The organism is Paenibacillus sp. FSL W8-1187 (genome assembly GCF_037965485.1).
GTDB classification, from domain to species: Bacteria; Bacillota; Bacilli; order Paenibacillales; family Paenibacillaceae; genus Paenibacillus_O; species Paenibacillus_O pasadenensis.
In genome coordinates this window covers 3898359-3923379 of sequence record NZ_CP150181.1, presented here as the reverse complement: position 1 = coordinate 3923379, position 25021 = coordinate 3898359, and the positions used below count along the sequence as shown (strand labels likewise).

The 25021-nt window shown below is 64.9% G+C and carries 25 protein-coding genes; 24 read left to right on the top strand and 1 reads right to left on the bottom strand.

Translation table 11 applies throughout. The annotated features are described in order from the left end of the window. Positions 1 to 188 precede the first annotated feature (188 nt). From NYE40_RS16955 to NYE40_RS16890, 14 genes are all read left to right on the top strand, one after another. Positions 189 to 2849, top strand: coding sequence for a valine--tRNA ligase (locus NYE40_RS16955; protein ID WP_339278718.1), 2661 nt, complete (start codon positions 189 to 191; stop codon positions 2847 to 2849). After that, positions 2849 to 4219 (top strand): folylpolyglutamate synthase/dihydrofolate synthase family protein, encoded by a 1371-nt coding sequence (locus NYE40_RS16950; protein WP_339278717.1) that lies wholly within the window; start codon positions 2849 to 2851, stop codon positions 4217 to 4219. Before NYE40_RS16955 ends, NYE40_RS16950 begins: the two co-directional genes overlap by 1 nt. Before the next feature lie 5 nt (positions 4220 to 4224). Beyond that, positions 4225 to 5637: a UDP-N-acetylmuramate--L-alanine ligase gene (gene murC, locus NYE40_RS16945; protein ID WP_028597496.1), complete on the top strand. Its 1413-nt coding sequence runs from the start codon at positions 4225 to 4227 to the stop codon at positions 5635 to 5637. A gap of 222 nt (positions 5638 to 5859) precedes the next feature. Next, positions 5860 to 7392 (top strand): SPOR domain-containing protein, encoded by a 1533-nt coding sequence (locus NYE40_RS16940; protein WP_339278716.1) that lies wholly within the window; start codon positions 5860 to 5862, stop codon positions 7390 to 7392. 72 nt (positions 7393 to 7464) lie between these two features. Further along, the gene (locus NYE40_RS16935; protein WP_028597498.1) at positions 7465 to 7707 is read left to right on the top strand and encodes a DUF4321 domain-containing protein; all 243 of its coding nucleotides are present in this window, start codon (positions 7465 to 7467) and stop codon (positions 7705 to 7707) included. Between the two features lie 38 nt (positions 7708 to 7745). Further along, positions 7746 to 8519, top strand: a complete 774-nt coding sequence (locus NYE40_RS16930; protein ID WP_339278715.1) for a Maf family protein — start codon at positions 7746 to 7748, stop codon at positions 8517 to 8519. A 159-nt stretch (positions 8520 to 8678) separates the two neighbouring features. Continuing rightward, positions 8679 to 10178 carry an exosporium glycoprotein BclB-related protein gene (locus NYE40_RS16925; RefSeq protein ID WP_339278714.1) on the top strand — a complete coding sequence of 500 codons (1500 nt, stop codon included), beginning with the start codon at positions 8679 to 8681 and terminating at the stop codon, positions 10176 to 10178. A 159-nt stretch (positions 10179 to 10337) separates the two neighbouring features. Beyond that, positions 10338 to 11024, top strand: a complete 687-nt coding sequence (gene radC / locus NYE40_RS16920; RefSeq protein ID WP_028597500.1) for a DNA repair protein RadC — start codon at positions 10338 to 10340, stop codon at positions 11022 to 11024. A gap of 42 nt (positions 11025 to 11066) precedes the next feature. Next, positions 11067 to 12092, top strand: a complete 1026-nt coding sequence (locus NYE40_RS16915) for a rod shape-determining protein (RefSeq protein ID WP_028597501.1) — start codon at positions 11067 to 11069, stop codon at positions 12090 to 12092. 38 nt (positions 12093 to 12130) lie between these two features. After that, the gene (gene mreC / locus NYE40_RS16910) at positions 12131 to 12988 is read left to right on the top strand and encodes a rod shape-determining protein MreC (RefSeq protein ID WP_028597502.1); all 858 of its coding nucleotides are present in this window, start codon (positions 12131 to 12133) and stop codon (positions 12986 to 12988) included. Continuing rightward, the gene (mreD, locus tag NYE40_RS16905) at positions 12985 to 13506 is read left to right on the top strand and encodes a rod shape-determining protein MreD (RefSeq protein WP_043110895.1); all 522 of its coding nucleotides are present in this window, start codon (positions 12985 to 12987) and stop codon (positions 13504 to 13506) included. Before mreC ends, mreD begins: the two co-directional genes overlap by 4 nt. Before the next feature lie 59 nt (positions 13507 to 13565). Next, positions 13566 to 14228: a septum site-determining protein MinC gene (locus NYE40_RS16900; protein WP_339278713.1), complete on the top strand. Its 663-nt coding sequence runs from the start codon at positions 13566 to 13568 to the stop codon at positions 14226 to 14228. Positions 14229 to 14231: 3 nt separating this feature from the next. Next, positions 14232 to 15023 (top strand): septum site-determining protein MinD, encoded by a 792-nt coding sequence (gene minD / locus NYE40_RS16895; RefSeq protein WP_028597505.1) that lies wholly within the window; start codon positions 14232 to 14234, stop codon positions 15021 to 15023. Between the two features lie 6 nt (positions 15024 to 15029). Next, positions 15030 to 16175: an FtsW/RodA/SpoVE family cell cycle protein gene (locus tag NYE40_RS16890; protein ID WP_028597506.1), complete on the top strand. Its 1146-nt coding sequence runs from the start codon at positions 15030 to 15032 to the stop codon at positions 16173 to 16175. Between the two features lie 225 nt (positions 16176 to 16400). On the opposite strand, the gene NYE40_RS16885 is transcribed toward NYE40_RS16890, so the two are convergent. Then, on the bottom strand, positions 16401 to 16487 hold the full coding sequence (locus NYE40_RS16885) for a putative holin-like toxin (RefSeq protein WP_339280071.1): 87 nt from the start codon (positions 16485 to 16487) through the stop codon (positions 16401 to 16403). A gap of 206 nt (positions 16488 to 16693) precedes the next feature. Between NYE40_RS16885 and NYE40_RS16880 the strand changes: the two genes are divergently transcribed. The 10 genes from NYE40_RS16880 to NYE40_RS16835 all read left to right on the top strand — a co-directional run bounded on the left by NYE40_RS16880 (position 16694) and on the right by NYE40_RS16835 (position 25007). Further along, positions 16694 to 17887 carry a M23 family metallopeptidase gene (locus tag NYE40_RS16880; RefSeq protein ID WP_339278712.1) on the top strand — a complete coding sequence of 398 codons (1194 nt, stop codon included), beginning with the start codon at positions 16694 to 16696 and terminating at the stop codon, positions 17885 to 17887. Next, entirely contained in the window at positions 17880 to 18758 is an 879-nt protein-coding gene (locus NYE40_RS16875; protein ID WP_339278711.1) for a M50 family metallopeptidase, read from the top strand. The genes NYE40_RS16880 and NYE40_RS16875 overlap by 8 nt, the downstream gene beginning before the upstream one ends. 52 nt (positions 18759 to 18810) lie before the next feature. After that, the gene (locus tag NYE40_RS16870; protein WP_339278710.1) at positions 18811 to 20076 is read left to right on the top strand and encodes an Rne/Rng family ribonuclease; all 1266 of its coding nucleotides are present in this window, start codon (positions 18811 to 18813) and stop codon (positions 20074 to 20076) included. A gap of 158 nt (positions 20077 to 20234) precedes the next feature. Further along, on the top strand, positions 20235 to 20546 hold the full coding sequence (gene rplU, locus NYE40_RS16865) for a 50S ribosomal protein L21 (RefSeq protein WP_028597508.1): 312 nt from the start codon (positions 20235 to 20237) through the stop codon (positions 20544 to 20546). A 10-nt stretch (positions 20547 to 20556) separates the two neighbouring features. After that, the gene (locus NYE40_RS16860; protein WP_028597509.1) at positions 20557 to 20892 is read left to right on the top strand and encodes a ribosomal-processing cysteine protease Prp; all 336 of its coding nucleotides are present in this window, start codon (positions 20557 to 20559) and stop codon (positions 20890 to 20892) included. Between the two features lie 17 nt (positions 20893 to 20909). Next, positions 20910 to 21221, top strand: coding sequence for a 50S ribosomal protein L27 (rpmA, locus tag NYE40_RS16855; protein WP_028597510.1), 312 nt, complete (start codon positions 20910 to 20912; stop codon positions 21219 to 21221). A gap of 78 nt (positions 21222 to 21299) precedes the next feature. After that, positions 21300 to 22034, top strand: a complete 735-nt coding sequence (locus NYE40_RS16850) for a Spo0B domain-containing protein (RefSeq protein ID WP_028597511.1) — start codon at positions 21300 to 21302, stop codon at positions 22032 to 22034. Between the two features lie 16 nt (positions 22035 to 22050). After that, a complete protein-coding gene (gene obgE, locus NYE40_RS16845) occupies positions 22051 to 23373 on the top strand; it encodes a GTPase ObgE (RefSeq protein ID WP_028597512.1) in 1323 nt (440 codons plus the stop codon). Between the two features lie 324 nt (positions 23374 to 23697). Beyond that, a complete protein-coding gene (locus NYE40_RS16840; protein ID WP_339278709.1) occupies positions 23698 to 24372 on the top strand; it encodes a methyltransferase domain-containing protein in 675 nt (224 codons plus the stop codon). 197 nt (positions 24373 to 24569) lie between these two features. Then, the gene (locus tag NYE40_RS16835) at positions 24570 to 25007 is read left to right on the top strand and encodes an ACT domain-containing protein (protein ID WP_028597514.1); all 438 of its coding nucleotides are present in this window, start codon (positions 24570 to 24572) and stop codon (positions 25005 to 25007) included. The last annotated feature ends 14 nt before the right edge of the window (positions 25008 to 25021 follow it).

Sequence of the window (25021 nt, the reverse complement as noted above, 5' to 3'; positions counted from 1 at the left end):
AGCTCCGCCGGCCGCAGCCGTTATCCTGCTCCAAGTGCCGTCCATGGACTCGAGGTCCCGGGCGGAATGAAGGTGGTACCGCGGAAGCTGAAGTCTTTCGTCCTTTGCGTTCAAGGGGCGGAAGGCTTTTTTTGTCGGTCAGCCGCCTTTTTTCAAACTCCATCAACCAAACGAGGGTGAACTTGCCAATGTCAGAGCAGCAGCATACAACCGAAATGCCGACGACCTACGATCCACGCAGCGCCGAGCAGAACAGCACCGAGCTATGGAGCAAGGGCGGCTTCTTCAAGGCCGGCCGCGTGCCGGAAGCGAAGCCGTACACGATCGTCATCCCGCCGCCGAACGTCACGGGCATGCTCCATATCGGCCATGCGCTCGACTTCACGCTGCAGGACATCATGATCCGCACGAAGCGGATGCAGGGCTTCGACGCCCTTTGGCTTCCGGGCACCGACCATGCCGGCATCGCCACGCAGACGCGCGTGGAGCAAAAGCTCCGCGAGAGCGGCAAGACGCGCCACGACCTCGGCCGCGAGAAGTTCCTGGAGCAGGTGTGGGAATGGAAGGACACCTATGCCGGCACGATCCGCAGCCAGTGGGGCAAGATGGGCCTGTCGCTCGACTACTCCCGCGAGCGCTTCACGCTCGACGAGGGGCTGTCCAAGGCCGTGCGCGAGGTGTTCGTCCGCCTCTATGAAAAAGGGCTGATCTACCGCGGCGCGAAGATCATCAACTGGGACCCGGCCGCCCGCACGGCGCTGTCGGACATCGAGGTCGAGTACAAGGAAGTGCAGGGGAGCCTGTACCACCTGCAGTACCCGCTCGAGGACGGCAGCGGCCATGTGACCGTGGCGACGACCCGTCCGGAGACGATGCTCGGCGACACCGCCGTCGCCGTCCACCCGGAGGACGAGCGCTACCGGGCTCTCGTCGGCAAAAATCTCGTGCTGCCGGTCATCGGCCGCCTCATCCCGATCGTCGCCGACGAGTACGTCGAGAAGGACTTCGGCTCCGGCGCCGTCAAGATCACCCCGGCCCATGACCCGAACGACTTCGAGGTCGGCCAGCGCCATGACCTGCCGCAGATCATCGTCATGGACGAGAGCGGCGTCATGAACGCCGAAGCCGGTCCTTACCAGGGACTCGACCGCGCGGAGGCGCGCAAGAAGCTTGTCGCCGACCTGAAGGAATCCGGCGTGCTCGTCCGCATCGAGGACCACGTGCATCAGGTAGGCCACAGCGAGCGCAGCGGCGCCGTCGTCGAGCCGTACCTGTCCACGCAGTGGTTCGTGGCGATGAAGCCGCTGGCCGACCGCGCGATCGAGGCGCAGAAGTCGGGCGCCGGCGTGAACTTCGTGCCGGAGCGCTTCGAGAAGACGTACCTCAATTGGATCGAGAACGTGCGCGACTGGTGCATCTCCCGCCAGCTCTGGTGGGGCCACCGCATCCCGGCCTGGTACTGCGACGCCTGCGGCACGATCCATGTCTCTGCGGACGACATCGGCTCCTGCCCGGACTGCGGCGGCGAGCTGCGCCAGGACAACGACGTGCTCGACACGTGGTTCAGCTCCGCGCTGTGGCCGTTCTCGACGCTCGGCTGGCCGGACGAGGAGAGCGCCGACTTCAAGCGGTACTACCCGAACGACCTGCTCGTGACGGGCTACGACATCATCTACTTCTGGGTGGCGCGCATGATCTTCACCGCCCTCGAGTTCACGGACCGGATTCCGTTCAAGGACGTGCTCATGCACGGCCTCGTGCGCGACGCCGACGGCAAGAAGATGTCCAAGTCGCTCGGCAACGGCGTCGACCCGCTCGACATCATCGAGCAGTACGGCGCGGACGCGATGCGCTTCATGCTGTCGACCGGCAGCACGCCGGGACAGGACCTGCGCTTCCGCATCGAGAAGGTCGAGCAGGCGCGCAACTTCGCCAACAAGATCTGGAACGCCTCGCGCTTTGCGCTCATGAACCTGGAGGGCTTCCGCTACGAGGACATCGACCTCGGCGGCAAGCTCGGCACGGCCGACCGCTGGATCCTGCACCGCCTGAACGAGACGGCGCGCGACGTGACGCGCCTCATCGACGCCTACGACTTCGGCGAGACGGGACGGCTGCTGTACAACTTCATCTGGGACGATCTGTGCGACTGGTACATCGAGGTATCCAAGCTCAGCCTGTACGGCTCCGACGCCGAGGCCAAAAAGGCGACGCAGTCCGTGCTCGCCTATGTGCTCGACCGCACCCAGCGCCTGATCCACCCGTTCATGCCGTTCATCTCCGAGGAGATCTGGCAGCATCTGCCGCATGAGGGCGAGAGCATCTCGATCGCCGCCTGGCCGCAGTACGACGCCGCCTTCGAGGCGCCGGACGCCGTGCGCGAGATGGAGCTGCTCATGAGCACGATCCGCGCCGTGCGCAACATCCGCGCCGAGGTGAACGTGCCGATGAGCAAGAAGATCGAGCTGCAGATCAAGCCGAGCTCGGATGCCGAGCTCGCGATCCTGCAGGCCAACGAGGAGCTGCTGCGCCGCTTCGCGGGCACGTCGTCGCTGACGATCGACGCCGCCCTGTCCGCGCCGGACAAGGCGATGACGGCGGTCGTGACGGGCGCCGAGCTGATTCTGCCGCTCGCCGGCCTGATCGACATCGAGCAGGAGATCGCGCGCCTGCGCAAGGAAGCCGCCACGCTGCGCTCCGAGGTGGAGCGCGTCGACAAGAAGCTGTCCAACGAAGGCTTCGTCGCCAAGGCTCCGGCCAAGGTCATCGACGAGGAGAAGGCCAAGCGGACAGACTACCAGGCCAAGCTCGACAAGGTATTGGCCCGGATCGAGGAGCTGCAGGGCTGATGGACAACGAACAGCGGCAGTTCGCCGGGATGGCGTCGTACGAGGAAGCGCGCGAATGGATCGAGGGGCTCGTCAGCTTCGGCGTCCGCCCGGGCCTCGACCGGATGCGGATCATGATGGAGCGGCTCGGCCATCCGGAGCGCCGCCTCCGCTTCATCCATGTCGCGGGCACGAACGGCAAGGGCTCCGTCTGCGCGTACTTGACCGAGGTGCTCGTGCGCGGCGGCTATGACACGGGGACGTACACATCCCCTTATATCACGAAGTTCACCAACCGGTTCCGCTACAACGGCCAGGACATCGAGGAGGAGACGCTGCTGCGGCTCGCCAACGAGCTGCGGCCGCTCGTCGAGGAGATCGCCGCGACCGAGCACGGCTCTCCGACGATGTTCGAGGTGTCCACGGCGCTGGCGATCCTCTACTTCGCCCGCGTCACGTATCCGGACTATGTCGTCTGGGAAACGGGCCTCGGCGGCCGGCTCGACGTGACGAACATCGTCACGCCGGTGATCTCGATCATCACCAACGTCGGCCACGACCATATGGACGTGCTTGGCGACACGATAACGGACATCGCCCGCGAGAAGGCGGGCATCATCAAGCCGGGCGTGCCGGTCGTCAGCACGGTCGAGAACGAGGAGGCGCTCGCGGTCATCCGCGAGGCGGCCCGCTCGTCCAAGTCGACGCTGTATCAGCTCGGCGAGCAGTTCGAGGAGACGGCGATCGAGGCGACGGAGTCGGGACAGAGCTTCGGCTTCAAAGGGCCGTTCCGGTCGATGTCCCGGCTGGAGCTGACGCTCGCCGGCGCGCATCAGCGCAAAAACGCCGCCGCTGCCGTCATGGCGCTGGAGGTGCTGCGCCAGTACAACGCGCTGCTCGTCGACGACGAGCAGCTGCTGGAGGGACTGCGCCGAGCGCAGTGGCCGGGCCGGCTCGAGATGGTGCGCCGGGAGCCGCGGCTGCTGCTCGACGGCGCGCACAATCCGGAGGGCGCCGAGTCGCTCGCGGCCGCGCTGCGGGAGCTGCACGGAGGCGAGCGCATCCATGTCATGATCGGAATGCTCGGCAACAAGAATCACCGCGGAGTGCTTCGGCATATACTCCCTATAGCGGACACACTCGTCGTGACGCAGCCCGCTTTCCGCAAGGCGCTGCCGGCCGAGGAGCTGGCGGAATTCGCGCGGGAGCAGGCCCGCGAGCTGGGCGTCTCGCCCGAAATCGCCGCCGAGCCCCGGTGGCCGGACGCGCTGGAGCGGCTGGAGCGCGCCGCCGCCGGCGGCGGCCTGCCCGTCGTCACCGGCACGCTCTATCTCATTGCCGATGTCCGCGCCTTCGTGCTCGGACTGCCGGATTCTGAAAAAGGTTGGTGACCGTCATGACGACGACAGCAGAACACGTTCATTTTATCGGGATAGGCGGATACGGCATGAGCGCGATCGCGCGCGTCATGCTGGAAATGGGCTATAAAGTGACGGGCTCGGACGTCGCGCGGGCGGAGCTGACCGAAAAGCTGGCCAAAAAAGGCGCGGAAATCCATATCGGGCATGACGCGAGCCATGTGCGCGGCGCCGATCTCGTCGTCTACAGCACGGCGCTGTCCAAGGACAACGTCGAGCGCAGGGCGGCCGAGGAGCTGAAAATTCCGGTGCTGCACCGCAGCCAGATGCTCGCCCGCCTCATGAACGCAGGCAAGGGCATCGCCGTCGCGGGCGCGCACGGCAAGACGACGACCTCGTCGATGATCGCGCTCGTCATGGAAAGCTGCGGCGCCGATCCGACCTACATCATCGGCGGCGAGATCGTCAATGTCGGCACGAACGCCAAGGCCGGCAAGGGCGAATACGTCGTGGCGGAGGCGGACGAGAGCGACGGCTCCTTCCTGCACTACCATCCGGCCATCGCCGTCGTCACCAATATCGAGCCCGACCATCTCGAAAACTATGACGGCGACTTCGAGAACCTGAAGTCGGCCTACGTGCAGTTCTTCTCGCAGGTCAAGGAGGACGGGCGCGCCGTCGTCTGCATCGACGACCCGATCGTGCGCGAGCTGCTGCCGCGGGCGGCGGGCGCGCTGCCGGCGGAGCGCATCGTCACGTACGGCATCGACAGCGCCGACGCCGAGTACAGCGCCTCGAGCCTCGTGCTCGGCGACCGCAAGGTGACGTTCACGCTGTCGCGGCGCGGCCAGGAGCTCGGCGTCGTGCAGCTGTCCGTGCCGGGCCGCCACAACGTGTACAACGCGGTCGCGACGCTCATCACATGCATGGAGGCGGGCGTGCCGTTCGGAGCGGCCGCCGCGGCGATCAAGGACTTCATCGGCGCCAAGCGCCGCTTCCAGGTGCTCGGCGAGGTGAACGACATCCTCGTCATCGACGACTACGCGCATCATCCGACGGAGATCCAGGCGACGATCAGCGCCGCCAAGGCGACCGGCAAGCGCATCGTCGCAGTGTTCCAGCCGCAGCGCTACACGCGCACGTTTTTCCTGCTGGAGCCGTTCAGCCGCGCGTTCGCCGAGGCGGACGAGGTCATCATCACCGACATCTACTCGCCGGCCGGCGAGAAGGAGATCGAGGGCGTCAACTCGCGCCGCCTCGTGGAGCTGATCGTCAAGAACAGCAACGCGAACACCTTCTACCTGCCGACCAAGGAAGAGGTGCAGGCCGAGCTGGCTACGCGCCTCGCCCCGGGCGACCTCGTGCTGACGATGGGAGCCGGCGACATCTGGAAAGCCGGCGACGCGCTCGTCGGGCTGCTGCGCCAGCGGTTCGAGCCGGCGGGCGAATAAGGGATTTGCGGGATGGAAGCATCCTGCCACAGGCAAGAGACGAAGCGGAGGGCGGATGCCCTCCGCTTTTTGTTGCGTCCGCGGCGGACGCGGAACGAGTACCGGGTCAGAAGCGCGGCGGGCTCTCCGCGCCTTTCGCTTGCTCTCTTTCTATCGGTCATAATCGAGCCGCTAGTCTCATAGAGTAGAGCAGAGTCCACCACAGGGAGGAGAAAAACGATCATGACGAAGGGTCGAGTCACGTATCGTCCGGATGGCAGCGGCAGGCTCGTGCAGGAGGGACGCGCGGCGTCCGGCCTGCCGCGCTCCGGCAGCGAGCCGCGCTCCGGCCTCCGCTCCGCCGTCAGCATGGACGCTGCGGCGGGGATGGGGGAGAGGGCCGAGCTGGCGTTCGCGGAGTCGTATTCGCCTTGGATCAGTCCGTTTCAGGACAAGCCGATCTGGGAGACGGCTCCGGACCTGCTGCGGGCGGGACAAGCCGAGGGCGATGCCGCCGAAGAGCCGGCTTGGTCGGCTTGGCCGGGCGAGCCGCCGGAGCCGGGCTTCGAGGCAGCGCCGTCTTCCGCCGCGCCGGGAACAGCCGATCCGGAATCGGATCATCCGGCATGGTCCGGGAACAGCGGCCGCAGCCAGGCAGGCAAGGCGGATCGGGTCGAGCCGGACGGTGCGGAAGAGCCGGAAGATTCGGAAGAGCCGGGCGAATGGCCTTGGGCCGCCGCGCCGGCTTCCGGCGGCCGGGCCGTTCAGAGCGGAGCCGCCGCCTATGAGGTCGGCTACGACGAGCCGGAGGCGTGGCCGGCCGGGCCGATCGTCGAGCCGGACGCCGCGCGTCCGGCGCGCGCGGGGGGGATCGGCGCCCGGATGAAGCGCGCCTCCGGGACGGGAGGCGGAGCGGGACCGTCCTGGCTGGCGGTGCTGCTGTCCATCGGCGGAGCGATCGCGACGGGAGCCGTGCTCGGCTACATGACGCTGACGCTGTTCGCCGGGCAAGGCCTGCTGCCGGCGCGGGAAGGACAAGCGGCCGATGCGTCCGCTGCCGCCGAGGGAGGGCTGGCTGAGCCGGCGGCTTCCTCTGCTCCGGCCTCTGCGCCGGCGGCGGAGGCCGCGCAGGGAGCGGCGAAGGTACAAGTCGTGGCTGCCGGGTGGCCGGAGCGGACCTACCAGCTGCTTCAGTACGGCGTGTTTTCTTCCAAGGGAAGCGCCGAAGCGGCCGCCGCGGAATTGAAAAAAGCCGGCTTGGCCGCGGCGCTGCGCCACGACGGCGATTATCGCGTCTACGCGGGCGTCGCTTCGAGCCGCGGACAGGCGGAGAAGCTGGCCGCCGGCATGACGGGCACCGAGGTGTATCTCAAGGAGATGAAGCTGCCGAGCGTGTCGGAGCTGGCCTTCGCGGGCACGGCCGAGCAGCTGAAAGCTTATGACGAGGGCGCGGCGGACTTGATCGGCGACTTGGCCGGGCAGACGTCGGCGCTGCTGGCGGGAGATGCCGCAGGCATGGACGCCGCGAGCCGCGCCGCCTGGGCCGAGCGGCTGGACGGCTGGCTGAAGAATGCCGCCGCCGTCGAGCCGGCTTGGTCCGGCAAGGCGGCGCAGGAGGCGGCGGGAGCGCTGGCCGACGCGCTGCGGCAAGCCGGCGCGAAGCTGACGGCGTACGGCGAATCGCCGCAAGCGGAGCGCCTTTGGGCGGTGCAGGCGGAGCTGACGGCGGCCGCGCTGGCCCAGCTGCAGCTTCGGGAAGCCGCGGTCGCGGGCTGAGGTCCGTTGCTCCTTCGGTCCGCTTCCCTTATAATGGGACGAGAATTCGGACCGGGAGAGGGCGCGGACGCGATGAAGAAAAACGGATGGACGCTGCTGTTGTTCGGCGCGCTCGGCCTGCTCGCCGGGGCGCTTGCCGACCGGTGGCTCAAGCAAGTTCCGGCGCTGGCGCAGCTGACGCGCTCCGCCGAGCTGAACTGGAGGCCCGCCGCCGACCTCGGCGTGCTCCGCTACGAGCTTGATCTGACGCTCAATTTCAGCGTCGTCAGCCTCGCCTGCCTCGTGCTGGCGTTTCTGCTCTACCGCAAGCTGTAGCGGGCGCTCGACTAGCCAAGATGGAGGAGTTCAGACGTATGAATGAAGACAACCTGCCGCAGCGGCTCGTGCTCGCCTCGTCCTCGCCGCGAAGGCGGGAGCTGGCGGCCGCGCTGCGGCTGCCGATTCCGCTCGAGGTGCTGGCGACGGATGCGGACGAGACGGTCGCGCCGGAGCTGCGGCCTCATGAGATCGTCGCGGAGCTGGCTCTGCGCAAGGCTACGGCCGCCGCGCTCAGGATCGGGGAGGCCGCCGGAGCAGAGGGCGGCCGCGCGCTCGTGCTTGGCGGCGACACGATCGTCGTGCTGGACGGCGAGGTGCTCGGCAAGCCGGCCGACGCCGAGGATGCGCGCCGCACGCTGCGCCGGCTGAGCGGCCGCGTCCATGAGGTGTACAGCGGCGTCGCGCTGCTGGCGGCAGGCGAACCCGTCGCGGGCGGCGCGGCGACGCTGCCGCCGGCCTTTCCGCCGGCCGGAGCGGACCCGTCGCAAGCGTCCGGCGCCGTCTGGGGCGATCGGCAGCGGCTCGGCGACATCGGCGCTTACCGCGTGGCGGCGCCAGGCGGGACGGCTTTCGCGGCCTGCGGCTATACGCGCAGCGCCGTCCGCTTCCGCGAGCTCGACGACGCGCAGATCGCCGCCTACGTGGCGACCGGCGATCCGCTTGACAAGGCGGGCAGCTACGGCATCCAAGGGCTCGGCAGCGTGCTGGTCGAGCAGATCGAAGGCGATTTTTACAGCATCATGGGCTTGCCGCTGAATCTGCTTTACGAGCTGCTGCGGCGATTCGGACTTGATCCGCTGCGGGCGTAAGGCGCTGGCCAGGCAGCGCGAGTCAAAAGGCATCGGGAAGGCATCTCTTTCCGATGCCTTTTTGTCGTCGTTCCTTCTTCGCTATTCAAATTCCTCCTGAGCAGACCGAAATAGAAGGAAAAATGCATGGATCGCTGATCTGTGTCCAGGAGGCAAAAAATGAAACGGAAGCCCAAAGCAATTCTTTCGTCGGCGGCTGCGCTGGCGCTCGCCTTGCAGCTCGCCTTCGTGCCCGCCGCATCCGGCGCGCCCGCGGGAGTCACCTTGATCGTCGATGGAGCCAAGGTCGTCACCGACGCGGCTCCGAGGCTGTCCGGCGGCACCGTGCTCGTGCCGCTCTATGTCATCCGCGATTCCTTGGGAGCCGAGGTCGCGTGGGATGCCGCGACTCGCGTCGTGACGGCGGCGAAGGGCGATACGAAGGTCGTTCTCGCCGAAGGCGAGAAAAAGGCGGTCGTCACGAAGGGCGGCAAGGAGACGGCGCTCGAGCTCGACGAGCCCGCCGTGCTGGAGAACGGGCGGCTGCTCGTTCCGGTCCGCGTCTTCGCCTCGGCGTTCAGCGCCGAAGTCGGCTGGGACGCGAAAAGCCAAACCGTGCGCCTGACGTTCGCCATCGCCGGCGAAGAAGGGAAGGCGGGTCCGCAAGGTCCAGCTGGAGCGAAAGGGGACAAGGGCGACACGGGCGCGCCAGGCCCGGCGGGAGCCAAAGGCGACACGGGCGCTCAAGGTCCTGCGGGAGCCAAGGGCGACACGGGCGCTCAAGGTGCGGCGGGAGCCAAGGGCGACACAGGCGCTCAAGGCCCGGCGGGAGCCAAAGGCGACACGGGCGCTCAAGGTCCGGCAGGAGCCAAGGGCGACACGGGCGCGCCAGGCCCGGCAGGAGCCAAAGGCGACACGGGCGCTCCAGGCCCGGCGGGAGCCAAGGGCGACACAGGCGCTCAAGGTCCTGCAGGAGCGAAAGGTGACAAGGGCGACACGGGCGCTCAAGGTCCTGCGGGAGCGAAAGGGGACAAAGGCGACACGGGCGCTCAAGGTCCTGCGGGAGCGAAAGGGGACAAGGGCGACACGGGCGCGCCAGGCCCGATCGGCCCGCAAGGCGCGACCGGCCCGGCCGGCCCTCAAGGGCCTCCGGGAACGGGGGGAGCGGCGGCCATCCTGCCTTTCGCGTCAGGCGTTCCGGCGACGGTGACGACGATTGCCGGCGGATTGCCCGGCACCTTCTCGCTGCTCGGCTTCGGCAGCTCCGTCAGCGGCGTCAGCTCTATGGCCGGAACGATCGACCTGACCGGAGCCAGCGGCACGCTCTTGAATTTCGGATTCTCCATGCCGCGGGCCGGCACCGTCACTTCGATGTCGGGCTTCTTCAGCACGACGACGGCGATGTCATTGGTCGGCACGAACGTCACGATCCAGCTTCAGCTGTACAAGGCTTCGTATGGCAATGTGTTCGAGCAGGTGCCCGGCGCCACGGTCACGCTTGCCCCGTCGCTGACGGGCGTCATCGCAATCGGCTCGTCTTCTACGGGCGTGACGGACGGGCTGTCCATCCCGGTCGAGGCGGGCAGCCGCCTGCTGCTGGTCGCGAGCGCCACGGCAACCGGCCTTTCCCTCATCAACACGGTGCAGGGATATGCCAGCGCCGGCTTGGAAATTCAATAACAAGCTTTTTTCGTCCACCTCCGTCCGGGGGTGGACTTTTTTGATGCTTCGCTCGTCAAGGAAGAGATGAAGATCGAAATTCCTCGAAAAGAGGAGGAGATAATGCCGGAAATCAATGGTAAACTAGAGGGAACCTAGCGCAAAGGCGGTCGTCGAACGATGTCGGATTCCGTTTCTCTCAAACAATGGCCGGAGGAGGAGCGTCCGCGGGAGCGGATGCTGCAGCATGGAGCGGAAGCGCTCAGCCATGCGGAGCTGCTCGCCATCCTGCTGCGGACAGGCTCTTCCAGCGAGACGGCGGTGCATCTGGCTGCCCGCATCCTGCAGCAGTCCGGCAGCTTGCGCGGGCTCGTGGACATGGGCCACGGCGATCTGACCCGCATCAAGGGCATCGGTCCGGCCAAGGCGCTGCAGATCCGCGCGGGCATCGAGCTCGGACGCCGGCTGGCGCGCAGCCGCCGCGAGGAGACGGTCGCCGTGCGCCGTCCCGAGGACGCCGCCGACTATTTGATGGAAGACCTTCGCTATCTCCAGGTGGAGCATTTCGTCTGCCTGTTCCTGAATACGAAAAACCACATCGTCGCCCGCGAGACGCTGTCCGTCGGCACGCTCAACGCCTCGCTCGTGCATCCGCGCGAGGTGTTCCGAGCGGCGATCCGTCACGGCAGCGCCTCGCTCATCTGCGCCCACAACCATCCGAGCGGCGATCCGACGCCGAGCGCGGAGGACCGGGCGCTGACGGCGCGCCTGCAGGAGGCCGGACAGCTGGTCGGCATCGAGGTGCTGGATCATATTGTCATCGGCGATGGACGCTTTATCAGTTTGAAGGAACGAGGCCTCATGTAATATAATGAATAGGATTGCCGCATTTTAGAAGGGAGTAGTACGATGTTCGGAGTTTCAAAAGATTTGGGGATTGACCTCGGCACAGCCAATACGCTGGTCTATGTAAGAGGAAAAGGAATCGCCGTCAGGGAGCCGTCCGTGGTCGCCCTTCGTACCGATACAAAAACGATTGAAGCCGTCGGCGAGCACGCCAAGAAGATGATCGGCCGCACGCCGGGCAACATCCGCGCCATCCGTCCGATGAAGGACGGCGTCATTGCCGACTTTGAGACGACGGCTACGATGATCAAATACTTCATCCGCCAGGCGCAGAAGCAGCGCTCGCTGTTCCCGCGCCATCCCAACGTGATGGTATGCGTCCCTTCCGGCATCACGTCGGTCGAAAAGCGCGCCGTCGAGGACGCGACGCGCCAGGCCGGCGCGCGCGACGCCTATACGATCGAGGAGCCTTTCGCCGCTGCGATCGGCGCTGACCTGCCCGTATGGGAGCCGACCGGCAGCATGGTCGTCGACATCGGCGGCGGCACGACCGAGGTGGCGGTCATCTCGCTCGGCGGCATCGTCACGAGCCGTTCCGTCCGCATCGCGGGCGATGAGATGGACGAGGCGATCATCCAGTACATCAAGCGCCTGTACAACCTGATGATCGGCGAGCGCACGTCCGAGCAGCTCAAGATGGAGATCGGCTCGGCGATGCCGCTGGAGCAGCCGGTGACGATGGAGATCCGCGGCCGCGATCTCGTGACGGGCCTGCCCAAGACGCTGTCGATCACGTCCGAGGAGATTACCGAGGCGCTCGCCGATACCGTATCGGCGATCGTCGACGCGGTCAAGATTACGCTGGAGAAGTGCCCGCCGGAGCTGTCCGCGGACATCATGGACCGCGGCATCGTGCTGACCGGAGGTGGAGCCCTGCTGCGCAACCTGGACAAGCTGCTCTCGCGGGAGACCGGCATGCCGGTCATCGTCGCGGAGAACCCGCTGGACTGCGTCGCGATCGGAACGGGCCGCGCGCTGGAGAACATTCATCTTTTCAAGAACAAAGGCGGCTCGCGGTCGAAGAGGTAAGGCGCGAGCGGAGCTGAATAAGACGGGCGGGTGGACCCATGTTTAAGCATTTGCGAAACAGGCGGCTCTTCGTCCTCATGGTCAGCTTCATTCTCTTCATCGCGGTCATCGGCTTCTCCATCAGCTCCAAGGCGGGGCTGACGACGCCGGAGAAGTTCCTGCGCGATACGACCGGATACGTGCAGCAATGGTTCTACAAGCCCGCTGGCTACATAGCGGGCTTGTTCCAGGCTGTCGGCGATCTGCGCAAGGTGTACGAAGAGAATGACCGGCTGCGCATGACGGCAGCGGCCTACGCGCGCGACAAGGTGGAGTACAACGCGATCCGGCAGGAGAACGAGCGCCTGCAGGAAAAGCTCAAGTTCACCGAGGAGCAGAAGAAGATCTACGATTACAACTATCTGATCGCCCAGGTCGTGGCGGTGAGCCCGGACGCCTACAACCGGACGCTGACGATCAACCTCGGAGCCCGCGAGGGCATCCGCGAGCGGATGGCCGTCATTTCCGAAAAGGGCATGATCGGCTACGTAAGCAAGGTGTCGGAGCTGACGTCGACCGTCATGCCGATCACGAGCCTCAACTCGGAGGAGTCCGGCATCTCGGCGACCGTGCTCGGCAAGCAGAATCAGTCGTTCGGCATCCTGTCCGGCTATAATTCGGAGTCGCAGCGGATCCTCATGACCAAGATCGCCGCGGACGATCCGATCAAGAAGGACGACATCGTCATCACCTCGGGGCTCGGCAACGTGTTCCCGCGGGGGATGGTCATCGGCACGGTCGAGAGCATCCAGGACAGCGACATCGGCCTGACGCGCATCGCGAGCATCAAGCTGTCGGCGGACTTCGACCATCTGAGCGAAGTGTTTGTCGTGCAGACATCGGGGACTGCCGAATGAAGATGCAGAGCATGGTGCTGCTGACCTTCCTCGCATTCCTCGTGCAGACGAGCCTGTTTCCGTGGCTCGTGCCGTCTGCCTTTTCCGATCGGCTGCTGCCGCATTTCACGTTTGTCCTTATCCTATATGCCGCGCTTTATCGCAGCCGCCATGCGGCGCTTCTGCTCGGCGCGGGCTTCGGCCTGCTGCAGGATATCGTGTTCCGCGGCCATCTGCTGGGGCTGCATGCCTATGCGATGGGGCTGATCGCCTACTTGATCGGCCTGCTGCTCGGAGGACGCCGGCTCACGATGCTGTCGGCGCTGGCGGTCGTCGCGATCGGCTCGCTGCTGTACGATATCGCGGTCTATTACGTCTACGACGTATTCCGCTTTACGGCGGAGCCGCTCGCCTGGGCGCTGCAGCATCATATTTTCCCGAGCCTGTTCCTGCAGCTGGCATTCGCGCTCGCCGTCTACATCCCGATCCGACGGGCATTCGAGGGCAATCCGCGCGCCAAGCCTACGGCTTCCGCTTGACTGGCCGAGCAGGAATCGGCCGGCTTCGGGACGAATGATATCGTCAAGGAGGGACCGACGTGACCGACAAACCGCATATTACGATTAAAGGAGTCAAGGACGGTCTCATCTTCCTCTTTGACGATAGTTGCGAATTCGCCGAGCTCATGGACGAGCTTCGGTTCAAGCTCGAAAAATCCCACCAGCAGCTCCTGTCGGGGCCGCTGGTTCACGTTCATGTGAAGCTCGGCTCGCGGCCGGCTTCCGAGGAAGACAAGGAGCAGATCCGCAGCGTCATCCGCCAGCGGGGCAATCTGCTCGTCCAGACGATCGAATCGGAGGCGCCCCGGCCGGACCCGGCAGGCGCCTCGGAGGCGTTCAAGCTGATGACCGGCACGATCCGCTCCGGCCAGACGGTCGAGCATGACGGCAGCCTGCTGCTGCTCGGCGATCTCAATCCCGGGGGGGCGCTCCGCTGCACCGGCGACATCTACGTGCTGGGCGCGCTGCGCGGGATGGCCCATGCGGGGACGGAAGGACGGACCGACGTCATCATCGCCGCCTCGCAGCTGCGTCCGACGCAGCTGCGGATTTCCGACGTCATCAGCCGGCCGCCGGAGGAGTGGATGAGCGCCGACGCCTCGATGGAGTACGCCTATCTGGAGGACGGGCGGATGCAGATCGACAAGATGAACCAGCTCGTGCGCATGCGCAAGGAGCCGATGCTGTTCAAAGGGGTGTAGAGCATGGGAGAAGCAATCGTCATCACATCAGGCAAAGGCGGCGTCGGCAAGACGACGACCTCCGCCAATCTGGGCACCGCCCTGGCTCTGCTGGGCAAAAAGGTTGCGATGGTCGACACGGATATCGGGCTGCGCAATCTCGATGTCGTCATGGGGCTGGAGAACCGCATCATCTATGACCTGGTCGACGTGGCGGAAGGAAGGGTGCGGCTACAGCAGGCGCTCGTGAAGGACAAGCGCTTCGACGACCTGAGCATGCTGCCCGCCGCCCAGACGAAGGACAAGTCGGCCGTGACGCCGGAGCAGGTGCGGGACATCGTGCTGGAGCTCAAGAAGGAATACGATTATGTCATCATCGACTGCCCGGCGGGCATCGAGCAGGGCTTCCGCAACGCGATCGCCGGAGCCGATCGCGCGATCGTCGTGACGACGCCCGAAAATGCCGCCGTACGCGACGCCGACCGCGTCATCGGGCTGCTGGAGCAGTCCCAGGTGCCGGCCAAGCTGGTCATCAACCGCATCAAGCATGCGATGGTGAAAAGCGGCGACATGCTCGACATCGACGACATCTGCCAGGTGCTGGCGATCGATCTGCTCGGCGTCGTCCCGGATGACGAGCGCGTCATCAAGGCCGCCAACTCCGGCGAGCCGACGGTCATGGACCCGACGAGCAAGGCGGCGATCGCCTATCGCAACATCGCGCGCCGCATCCTCGGCGACATGGTGCCGCTCATGCCGCTCGACGACAAGCCCGGACGCTTCCGCAAGCTGCGCAAGTTTTTAGGGATTGGATGATTTGAAGTGATCAACAAGCTCAAAAAAATGGACGTCGGCATCCTCACGCTGCTCGTCTGCTTCATGGCGATCAGCGCGATCCTGCTCTACAGCGTCGGGAACGCGGACGCGAACTTTGCCAGCCATTACAAAAAGACGCTGGTGTTTTATGCTCTTGGCTTCATCGTCCTTTTCGTAACGACGCTGGTCGACTATCGGCTCGTCCTCAAGGCATGGCCGGTCATCTACGGGGTCGGCGTCATCCTGCTCGTCGCCGTCAAGTTCGCCGGAGCGAAGCTCAACGGCGCCTCCGGCTGGTTCACGATCGGCGAGCTGAGCTTCCAGCCGGCCGAGGCGGGCAAGATCGTGCTCATCATCGCCGTCGCCTACCTGATGGGACGCAGGCAAGGGGAGAAGCTGCAGGTCATGCGCGACCTGATGCCGATCGCGGCCGTGGCCGGACTGCCTTTCCTGCTCGTCGTCATCCAGCCGGATCTCGGCAACGCCATCATCTACCTCGTCATCCTGCTCGGCATGCTCTGGATCGGCAACGTCAAGTACACGCATGTGCTGCTCGGGCTGGCCGTCGTCGTCGGCACGCTGACGCTGTTCGTGACGCTGTTCACGACCTACAACGACCAGATCAAGGAGTACGCCAAGAAGCATGACGTCACGCACTGGTACGAGCGGATCAACACGTTCGTCGATCCCGACAACGCCGACCCGGACGCCAAGTACCAGTCCCGCAACGCCCGCATCGCCGTCGGCAGCGGCGGCCTGACCGGCGATGGCTTCCTTCAGGGCGACTCCAAGAAGCGCGGCGTCGTGCCGTATACGTACTCCGACTCGATCTTTGTCGTCGTCGGCGAGGAGTTCGGCTTCCAGGGCTCGGCGGTGCTGCTGCTGCTGTATTTCCTGCTCATCTACCGGATGATCATGATCGCCTTCCAATGCTATGATTTGCGAGGGGCGTTCATCATCATCGGCATCGCCTCGATGTACGTGTTCCAGGTGTTCCAGAACGTCGGGATGATGATCGGCATCATGCCGATCACCGGCATCACGCTGCCGTTCGTCAGCTATGGCGGCACGTCGCTGCTGCTCAACATGCTGTGCGTGGGGCTGGTGTTCAGCATCCGCGCGCATCAGGAGCGGTACCAGCTGGAGAACTGACGGAGGCGGGCTGGAGAGAGAATTTTCCATTATGAGGCGGACGGACGGTATACAGAAGATCGTTTTCGGGTATAATAGACGTATCTGAGGGATACGCAACCAATAGCGAGACAACAAGGAAGAGAGCGCCGCCAGCGCTCTCCCCTGTACAGCCTCACTATAGGCGGAACCCTCCCTATTGCTCTAACATGAGAGTAACCCGTCAGGCGGTCAACCTGTGGCGGGTTACTTTCGTTTGTCGATGTAGGTCAGGAGAGCCAGCAGAAAGCTGCCGAAGGCAAACATGGCCATGATCGCTTGGAAAGTTTTCATAGCATCCCTCCTTTCCGGAGGGAGCCGCCACAAGTTGAGCTGTACTGGACAATTATACCAGCTGGCCAAGCCCCCGCACAGGGGGCTTTTTCATGCTTGCCGCAGCCGGCGGCTCCGTCTCCCGCATACTCGGATAAGCCCTCACATACAGATAGAACAAGCCTTTCCGCTGCCAGCGGAGCGGGGGAAAGAAGGAGGGAACGGGCATGTGGGGCAATCCGAACGACAGGCGCGGCCAAGCCGGCCGGGAAAAAAAGGACAAGGCGGCGCGCGGCCTGACGAGCGCGAATCGGGAACGCAGGCAGGAACGCATCCGGGAGCTGACGGAGCGGATGGAGGCGGAGGCGGCGAGGCAGGCGGAAGCGTCCGCCCGGCGGGACGGCAGTTCCGGCGGGACGCTCTTCAGGGATTCGGGCCAGCAGCCGCCTGCCGGCAAGTCAGCCGGCTCGAGAGCGCGGCCGAACAGCCGCAAGGCGCCTGAGGCGCTGCGCTCAGCCGGCCCGCGCGACGGGAAAGGCGCGGTCACGGACGGACCTTACGGAACGAGAGTGTACCGGCCGGGCGCTCCCGCGGAGTGGGAGCAGCCGCTCGGCAGCGGCTGGCCGGACGAGGCTTGGCCGCAGCCGCAGGAGAAGGACCCGGAGGCGGAGTGGAAAAACAATGCCAATCCGTGGGAGCGGCTGGAGCAGGCCGGCGGAAGCTTGACCGGGCTCGCTCCGCGTCCGCTGCGAGGAACCGCCTCCGGCGGAGGAGGCGGCTATCGGCCCGCCCCCGGCGCCGCGGGGCGCTTCGCGCGCAGCTTCGGCCGCAGGCTGCTCGTCTCCGCCGCGTTGTTCGGCGCAGTATGGGGGCTGTTCCAGCTCGACAACCCGGCAGCCCGCGAAGGCCAGCTGATCGTGCGCGAGGCGCTTTCCGAGCCGATGGACATGTCGGCGATCGCGGGCTGGTACGAAGGCGTCTTCGGCGCTCCGCCGTCCTTCCTTCCCGGCTTCGGCAAGCTCGGCGGCACGCAGCCGGCGACGGCGCCGGCCGAGCGGGCGGCAGTCGCGCCGGTCGCGGGCGGCAGCATCGTGCATCCGTTCGCGGAGCTGCTCGGCGGCGTGGAGATTTCGGGAGCGCCGGGAGCGGACGTGCTGGCGGCGGAGGAAGGGCGCGTGCTCGTCGTCTCTGCGGACGACGCCAAAGGCCCGACCGTCGTGCTCCAGCATGCCGGCGGACGGACGACGTACTACGGCCGGCTGGGCGAGGCGCGGGTCGCGGCGAACGACTGGGTGACGGCCGGAGAGCCGATCGGCCGTCTCGGCGCCGCGGCGGAGGGGAACGCGGAGGCGCTGCTTTATTTTGCCGTGAAGGAGCAGGACCGCTACATCGATCCGGCGGACGTGATTCCGCTTGATTGAGCTCGGCGGAATCCGCTGGAGCCTCCATCCGCTGCTGGCGGTGCTCATGCTGCTGTCGGTGCTGACCGGCTATATCGGCGAGCTGCTGACGCTGTTCGTGCTCGTCTTCGTCCATGAGCTCGGCCACGCGGCGGCGGCCTACGCTTTCGGCTGGAAGGTGCTCGAGATCCGGCTGCTGCCGTTCGGAGGAGTCGCCGAGCTGGAGGAGAAGCCCGGCGCGCCGGCCTGGGAGGAGGCGGCCATCGCCCTGGCCGGCCCGCTGCAGAACGTCTGGATGGCGGCAGCGGCATGGGCTCTCGGCGCGGGAGGGGCGATGGACGCCCAGCTCGCTGCCTATCTTGTTCAAGCCAATCTGCTCCTGCTGACGTTCAACCTGCTGCCGATCTATCCGCTCGACGGCGGCCGTCTGCTGCGCTTCGCCTGCGGCCTGCGCATGAACTATTACGGCACGCTCCGCTTCAGCGCTTGGGCGGGGATGGGCTGCAGCCTGCTCATGATCGGCTACGCGCTCCTGCCGCAGCTCCAGCGCGGCGGCTCCGGCGGCGTGCAGGCGAACCTGCTGGCCGTCGGCTTGTTTCTGCTGGCCGCCAACTGGACCTATCGCAAGCAGATTCCGTTTCTGTTCATGCGTTTCCTGATGACGAGGGGCAGGTCGGCGAAAAGGAGAATCCAAGCCGGCTCCAGAGCGCGTCCGATCGTCGTGACGGGACGCCACCCGATCTGGACGACGGCGCGTCTTTTTCTCCGCGACCACTACCATCTCGTCTACGTGATGGACGATCCGGGCCGGATCGTCGGCGTGCTTCCGGAGCAGCGGGTCGTCGAGGGGTATTTGTCGGGGGACCGTGCAGTTTCGGATCTTTTGCGGTAAAATAAGAGCCAACTAGGTCCGGCTTGGGACCGGAAGGCGGTGTGCCGCTACAATGAACAAAGCGATGCTCGTCCACGGCGACGGCGCGATGCTGCAGACGGCTGTGCTGCAGGACGGCCGGGCCGTGGAATTTTTCATGGAATCCGTCCAGCAGGACGGCCTTGTCGGCAACCTGTACAAGGGAAGGGTCGTCAACGTGCTTCCCGGCATGCAAGCCGCTTTTGTCGATATCGGACTGGCCAAAAACGCCTTTCTCTACATCGACGAGCTGCTCCATCCGGCAGCCGCCAGGCAGGCGGACAAGCCGTCGATCGCGGAGCTGGCGCGGCCCGGGCAGGAGCTGCTCGTGCAGGTCATCAAGGAGCCGATCGGCGGCAAGGGCGCGCGCGTGACGACGCATTACTCCTTGCCGGGACGCTGGCTCGTCTACATGCCCGGCGCGGATTACGTCGGCGTCTCCAAGAAGATCGCCTCCGAAAGCGAGCGGGCGCGGCTGCGCGGCATCGGAGAAGGCTTTCGCCGCAGCGGCGAAGGCGTCATCATGCGCACGGTGGCGGCCGGCGAGAGCGAGGAGTCGCTGCAGGGAGATCTGGCGCAGCTGCGGCGGCAATGGGAGGAGGTCGAGCGGCGGGCCCGCGAGGCCAGGCCGGCCGAGCCGGTCATGCTTGAGGCCGGGCTCATGCGCCGCGTCTTCCGCGACAGCTACGCCGCCGGCATGGAGGTGCTGGTCGACGACCGGACCCGCTTCGCCGAGGCGCAGCAGCTGCTGCGGGAGCTCGCTCCCGGCAGCGAGCGGCAGCTGCGGCTGTACGACCGCGAGCTGGAGCGCAAGCCGCTGTTCGACCGCTTCGGCGTGACCGCCCAGCTGCAGGCCGCGTTCGCGACCCGCATCTGGCTGCCGAGCGGGGGCTACCTCGTCTGGGAGCAGACCGAGGCGCTTACGGTCATCGACGTCAATACCGGCAAATTCACCGGATCGAGCGGGCTCGAGGACACCGTATTCCATACGAACATGGAGGCTGCGCGGGAAATATCCCGGCTGCTGCGGCTGCGCGATGTCGGGGGCATCGTCGTCGTCGACTTCATCGACATGGAGGAGGGGGCCAATCGCGAGCGGGTCCGGCAGGAGCTGGAAAAAGCTTCGCGAGAGGACCGCAGCAAGTGCCAGATCCATGGCTGGACCCGGCTCGGCCTGCTCGAGATCACCCGCCGCAAAGCCCGCCGCAGCGTCGGCGCCCAGCTGTTCCCGCTCTGCGGCTGCTGCGGCGGCAGCGGACACCGCGCGCCGGAAAAGCGGCGCGACGACTCGACGAAATAGCTTGATCGGGCTTTTCGCCTATGATACAATGTCTTGGTGTATGTCTCGGATGAGGCATCATGGTACCGCACAGGACGGGTTTTCCAAGCCTCGGCCGCGCCCCGCGCGTCCGTCACCCGATCGTGGCGAGTCTTCGACTACAAGGAGGTGCACCATCCATGTTCGCAATTATTGAAACGGGCGGCAAGCAATACAAAGTCCAGCAAGGCGATGTGCTCTACATCGAGAAGCTGAACGCCGGCGAAGGCGAGAGCGTGACGTTTGATCGCGTCCTGGCCGTATCCAAGGACGGAGGTCTCGTGACCGGTTCCCCGGTCGTTGCGGGAGCAACGGTTTCCGGCAAGATCGAGAAGCACGGCCGCGGCCAAAAGATCACGGTCTACAAGTACAAGCCGAAAAAGAACTACCGCCGCAAGCAAGGCCATCGCCAGCCGTACACGAAAGTAACGATCGAAAGCATCCAAGCGTAAGCTCAGGGCCATGATTGTCGTTACCTTCACCCGGCGGTCCGATGACCGGCGTATCGTCGCTTTCTCCGTAGAGGGGCATGCGCGGTATGCCAAAGCGGGCAAAGATATCGTATGCGCAGGTGTATCCGCCGTCACGGTGGGCACCGTTAATGCTATCGAAGTGCTTGCGGGAGCCGAGCTTCCGGCAAGCATGAAAAATGGATGGCTCCAGTCGGATATTCCGGAGCTGGCCGACTCCGAGGCGGATGCCCGGATGCAGCTGCTCCTGGAATCCATGAAGGTCATGCTGGAAGGAATCGCGGATTCCTACAGCGCCCATGTGGCCCTCAAAGAACAACTCAAGTAAGAAGGGAGGACTCCGTCATGTTGAAACTGAATCTTCAATTGTTCGCATCCAAAAAGGGTGTCGGCTCCACGAAGAACGGACGCGACAGCCAATCGAAGCGTCTGGGCGCGAAGCGTGCGGATGGACAGACCGTAACGGCAGGGAACATCCTGTTCCGCCAGCGCGGCACGAAGATCCACCCGGGCAACAACGTAGGCATCGGCAAAGATGATACGCTGTTCGCACTGATCGACGGCGTGGTCAAGTTCGAGCGTTGGGGACGCGACCGCAAAAAAGTCAGCGTATACCCGGTTGATCTGGCTCCGGTAGCCGCAGCAGTAGAAGCTTAAGAACCAGAGACACGCGACCCGGCCTGATACGAGCAGGCCGGGTTTTTTTATCATCCGGGCAGAAAGTGGGATCGACGTATGAATCGCTATCATTCGGCCAAGCTGTATGCAGCGGGCTCGGTTCTGCTGCCGGCGGCTGCCGCGGCCGCTTGGCCTTCGTGGCTGTGGACACAGCTGCTGTTCCTGCTTTGGACGGCGGCTGCGGCGGCGGTATGGATCCGTCTGGAGAGGAAGCAGCATCGGCTGCAGCTGCAAAAAAGCCTGGCGGCGGTGCAGCAGGCTTCCATCCAGACGCTGGGCCATCATCGCCATGACTGGATGAACGATCTGCAGGTGCTGTACGGCTATATCCGGATGAACAAGCCGGATCGAGCGCTGGCGACCGTCGAGCGGATCCGGGAGCAGATGCTTCGCGAGAGCAAGATCTCCAAGCTTGGCTGCCCGGCGCTGACCGCCTACCTGCAGTCCTTCCGCACGCTCTCGCAATCGATCGTGCTGGAAGTCGACATCGAGGACAACCTGTCGCTGGAGGAGCTCAGCGAAGGATGCGACGGGGCCGGAGAAGCGATCATTGAAGTCATCAACGCCTATCGCTTCAGCATCAAGCCGGGCGGAGGCGATCCGGCCCGGCTGCAGCTGAGGCTTTCTCGCGGCAGCGGCGAGCTTTTAGTGGAGCTGGAGTTTGCCGGCGAGCTGATGGACGACGCTGAACTCGTGGAAAAATTGGAGCAGCGCCTGCGCGGAACGCCGCTGCAGGCAGACAGTCTGAAGCAGCATCGCCATGTTCTGCTGAAGGCACCGCTCTGCGCATAGATGGAGGAACTGAATCATGTTTGTCGATAAAGCCAAAATATTTGTCAAAGGCGGCGACGGAGGAGACGGCATCGTCTCGTTCCGCCGGGAAAAGTACGTTCCCGAAGGCGGTCCTGCCGGCGGCGACGGAGGACGCGGCGCGAACGTCATCTTCCGCGTGGACGAAGGCCTGCGCACGCTGATGGATTTCCGCTACCAAAAGCATTTCAAAGGCGACCGCGGCGAGAGGGGCCGTCCGAAGACGATGCACGGAGCAAGGGCGGAGGACATGATCGTCCGCATCCCTCCGGGCACGATCATCATCGATGACGACACCGGCGAGATCGTCGGCGACCTGACCCGCCACGGCCAGGAAGTCGTCGTCGCCAAGGGCGGACGCGGCGGACGCGGCAACCCGCGCTTCGCCACGATCAGCAATCCTGCGCCTGAGATCGCCGAAAAAGGCGAGGAAGGCCAGGAGCGCTGGCTCGTACTGGAGCTCAAGGTGATGGCGGACGTCGGCCTCGTCGGCTTCCCGAGCGTCGGCAAGTCGACGCTGCTGTCGATCGTCTCGGCGGCCAAGCCGAAGATCGGCGCCTATCACTTCACGACGATCACGCCGAACCTCGGCGTCGTCGACGTCGAAGAGGGCCGCAGCTTCGTCATGGCGGATCTGCCCGGCCTGATCGAGGGCGCGCATGAAGGCGTCGGCCTCGGCCACGAGTTCCTGCGCCACATCGAGCGGACTCGCGTCATCGTGCATGTCGTGGACATGTCCGGCTCCGAGGGCCGCGATCCGTTCGAGGACTGGCTCAAGATCAACGAGGAGCTCGTGCTCTACAACGCCAAGCTGGCGGAGCGCCCGCAAATCATCGCCGCCAACAAGATGGACATGCCGGATTCGGAGGCCAACCTCGAGCGGTTCCGCGAGCAGCTCGCCGAGCGCGCTGAGGAGCGGGAATACGAGATCATGCCGATCTCCTCGCTGACCAAGGAAGGCATCCAGGAGCTGCTTTACAAGGCGGCGGCGACGCTCGAGGCCATCCCCGAAGCGCCGGAGCTCGAAGAGGTCAAGGGAGTCGAGGAGCGCAAGATCTTCCGTCATTCCGAGAAGGAAGAAACGCCGTTCCGCGTCTACAAGGAGAACGACTACTTCGTCGTCGAGAGCGAATCGTTCGAGCGTCAGATCAAGCGCATCCATCTCAACTCCTACGATGCGGTCATGCGCTTCGCCCGCATGCTGCGGCGCATGGGCGTGGACAGCGCCCTGCGCAAGATCGGAGCCAAGGACGGCGACACGGTGCGCATCGGCGAGTTCACCTTCGAGTTCTTCGAGGGCAGCGACTATTCTCCTGAATGAACAAAGCTTGCTTCTGTCTATGGTCCGCTTGGCGGGCTTGGACCGGCAGCTTCAAAGCAGCGGCCCCCGGCGGGGGCCGCTTTTTTATTGGCTTCGCGCTCGACGGCTGGATGGACGATCATACGGAATCGCCTGAGCCGCAGAATCGCTTCGGTCCTATCGGACGATCGAGCAATAGCGACGCTCGGGTGCCCGCGCTGGGCTGGAGGTCAGGCCCTTACTGATTATAGATAAAGACAATATATTAATCCATATTCTATATTTCAAAATAATAACGTTCCGTGTTAAGCTGAACCCATTCCAAAGGGAAGAGGCGAAGCGGAGATGGACGAAAAGGTGAAGGAGCAGTTCGAGCTGGCGGCAGCCCGGTACGACGAGGAGCGCAGGGTGCTCATTCCCTGCTACGACGACTTTTACGGCAGCGCCTTGAAGTCGGCGCGCACCGATGCCGAAAAGCCGCGCATCCTGGAGCTCGGGGCGGGAACGGGGCTGTTCTCGGCGATGCTGCGGCAAGCGTATCCGTCCGCGGAGCTGACGCTGATGGACTTCAGCCCGTCCATGCTGGGCAAGGCGCGCGAGCGGTTCGCCGCGGACGACGGAGTCCGCTTCGCGGAAGGCGACATGGCGGACGGCTTGCCGAAAGGGCCGTTCGACCTCGTTGTCTCCTCGCTGGCGATCCATCATCTGCCTCATGAGGCGAAGCGGAGGCTGTTCCGGCATGTCCGAGGCAGCCTGGCTGCGGGGGGCCGGTTCGTGAACGCGGACCAGGCGGCGGCCGAGTCTCCTGTCTTCGATGCGATCTACCGCGAGCTGTGGCTCGAGGAGATCTACGACGGGCGCATCCGCAAGGAAGCGGCCGACGCCTCGGTCAAGCGACGGGAGACGGACATCAACGCCAAAGCCTCGGAGCAGCTCGCCTGGCTGCGGGAGGCGGGCTTCGCCGATGCGGATGTCGTCTATAAGTTCCGCGATTTTGCGGTCTTCTGCGCGCTCGTATGAGACGGCGCCGATGCAACGCCCTCGCGGGCGTTGTTTTTGTTTCTTTTCCAGAGAGAAGTGCGTTATAATGTACAAAATTACTCTATCAAGAACAATCTCAACGGAAGCTGCATAGAAAAAAGGTTGCTGTCATCGACGGGCATCCGGTATAATGTCCACTATATGAAAACAACTGTCTATGGTAGGAGGACGCCAGCTTGACGGAGCGATACTATGTCGTTCGCGAAGACCTGCTGCCGGAGGCGATCGTCAAGACGATCGCGGTCAAGGAGATGCTCGGCCGCGGCGAGGCGGCGACGATCCACGAAGCGGTGGAGCGGGCGGGCTTGTCCCGCAGCGCCTTTTACAAGTACCGGGAAGGCGTGCTGACGCTGGGCGAGCTGGAGCGGGGGTCGATCATCACGATCTCGATCGATCTGGAGCATCGCTCCGGCATTCTGTCCCATGTGCTTGGACTCGTCGCGTCGCGAGGCGGCAACGTGCTGACGATCCACCAGAGCATCCCGCTGCAGGGCTACGCCAATGTCGTCCTGTCGGTGGATACGGCGCCGATGAAGGAGGACCGCTTCGCCTTTCTCGACGAGCTGCGGCTCCAGAATGGCGTCAAGCGCGCCTCCGTCATCGGACAGGGTTGAGCAGCGGAACATAT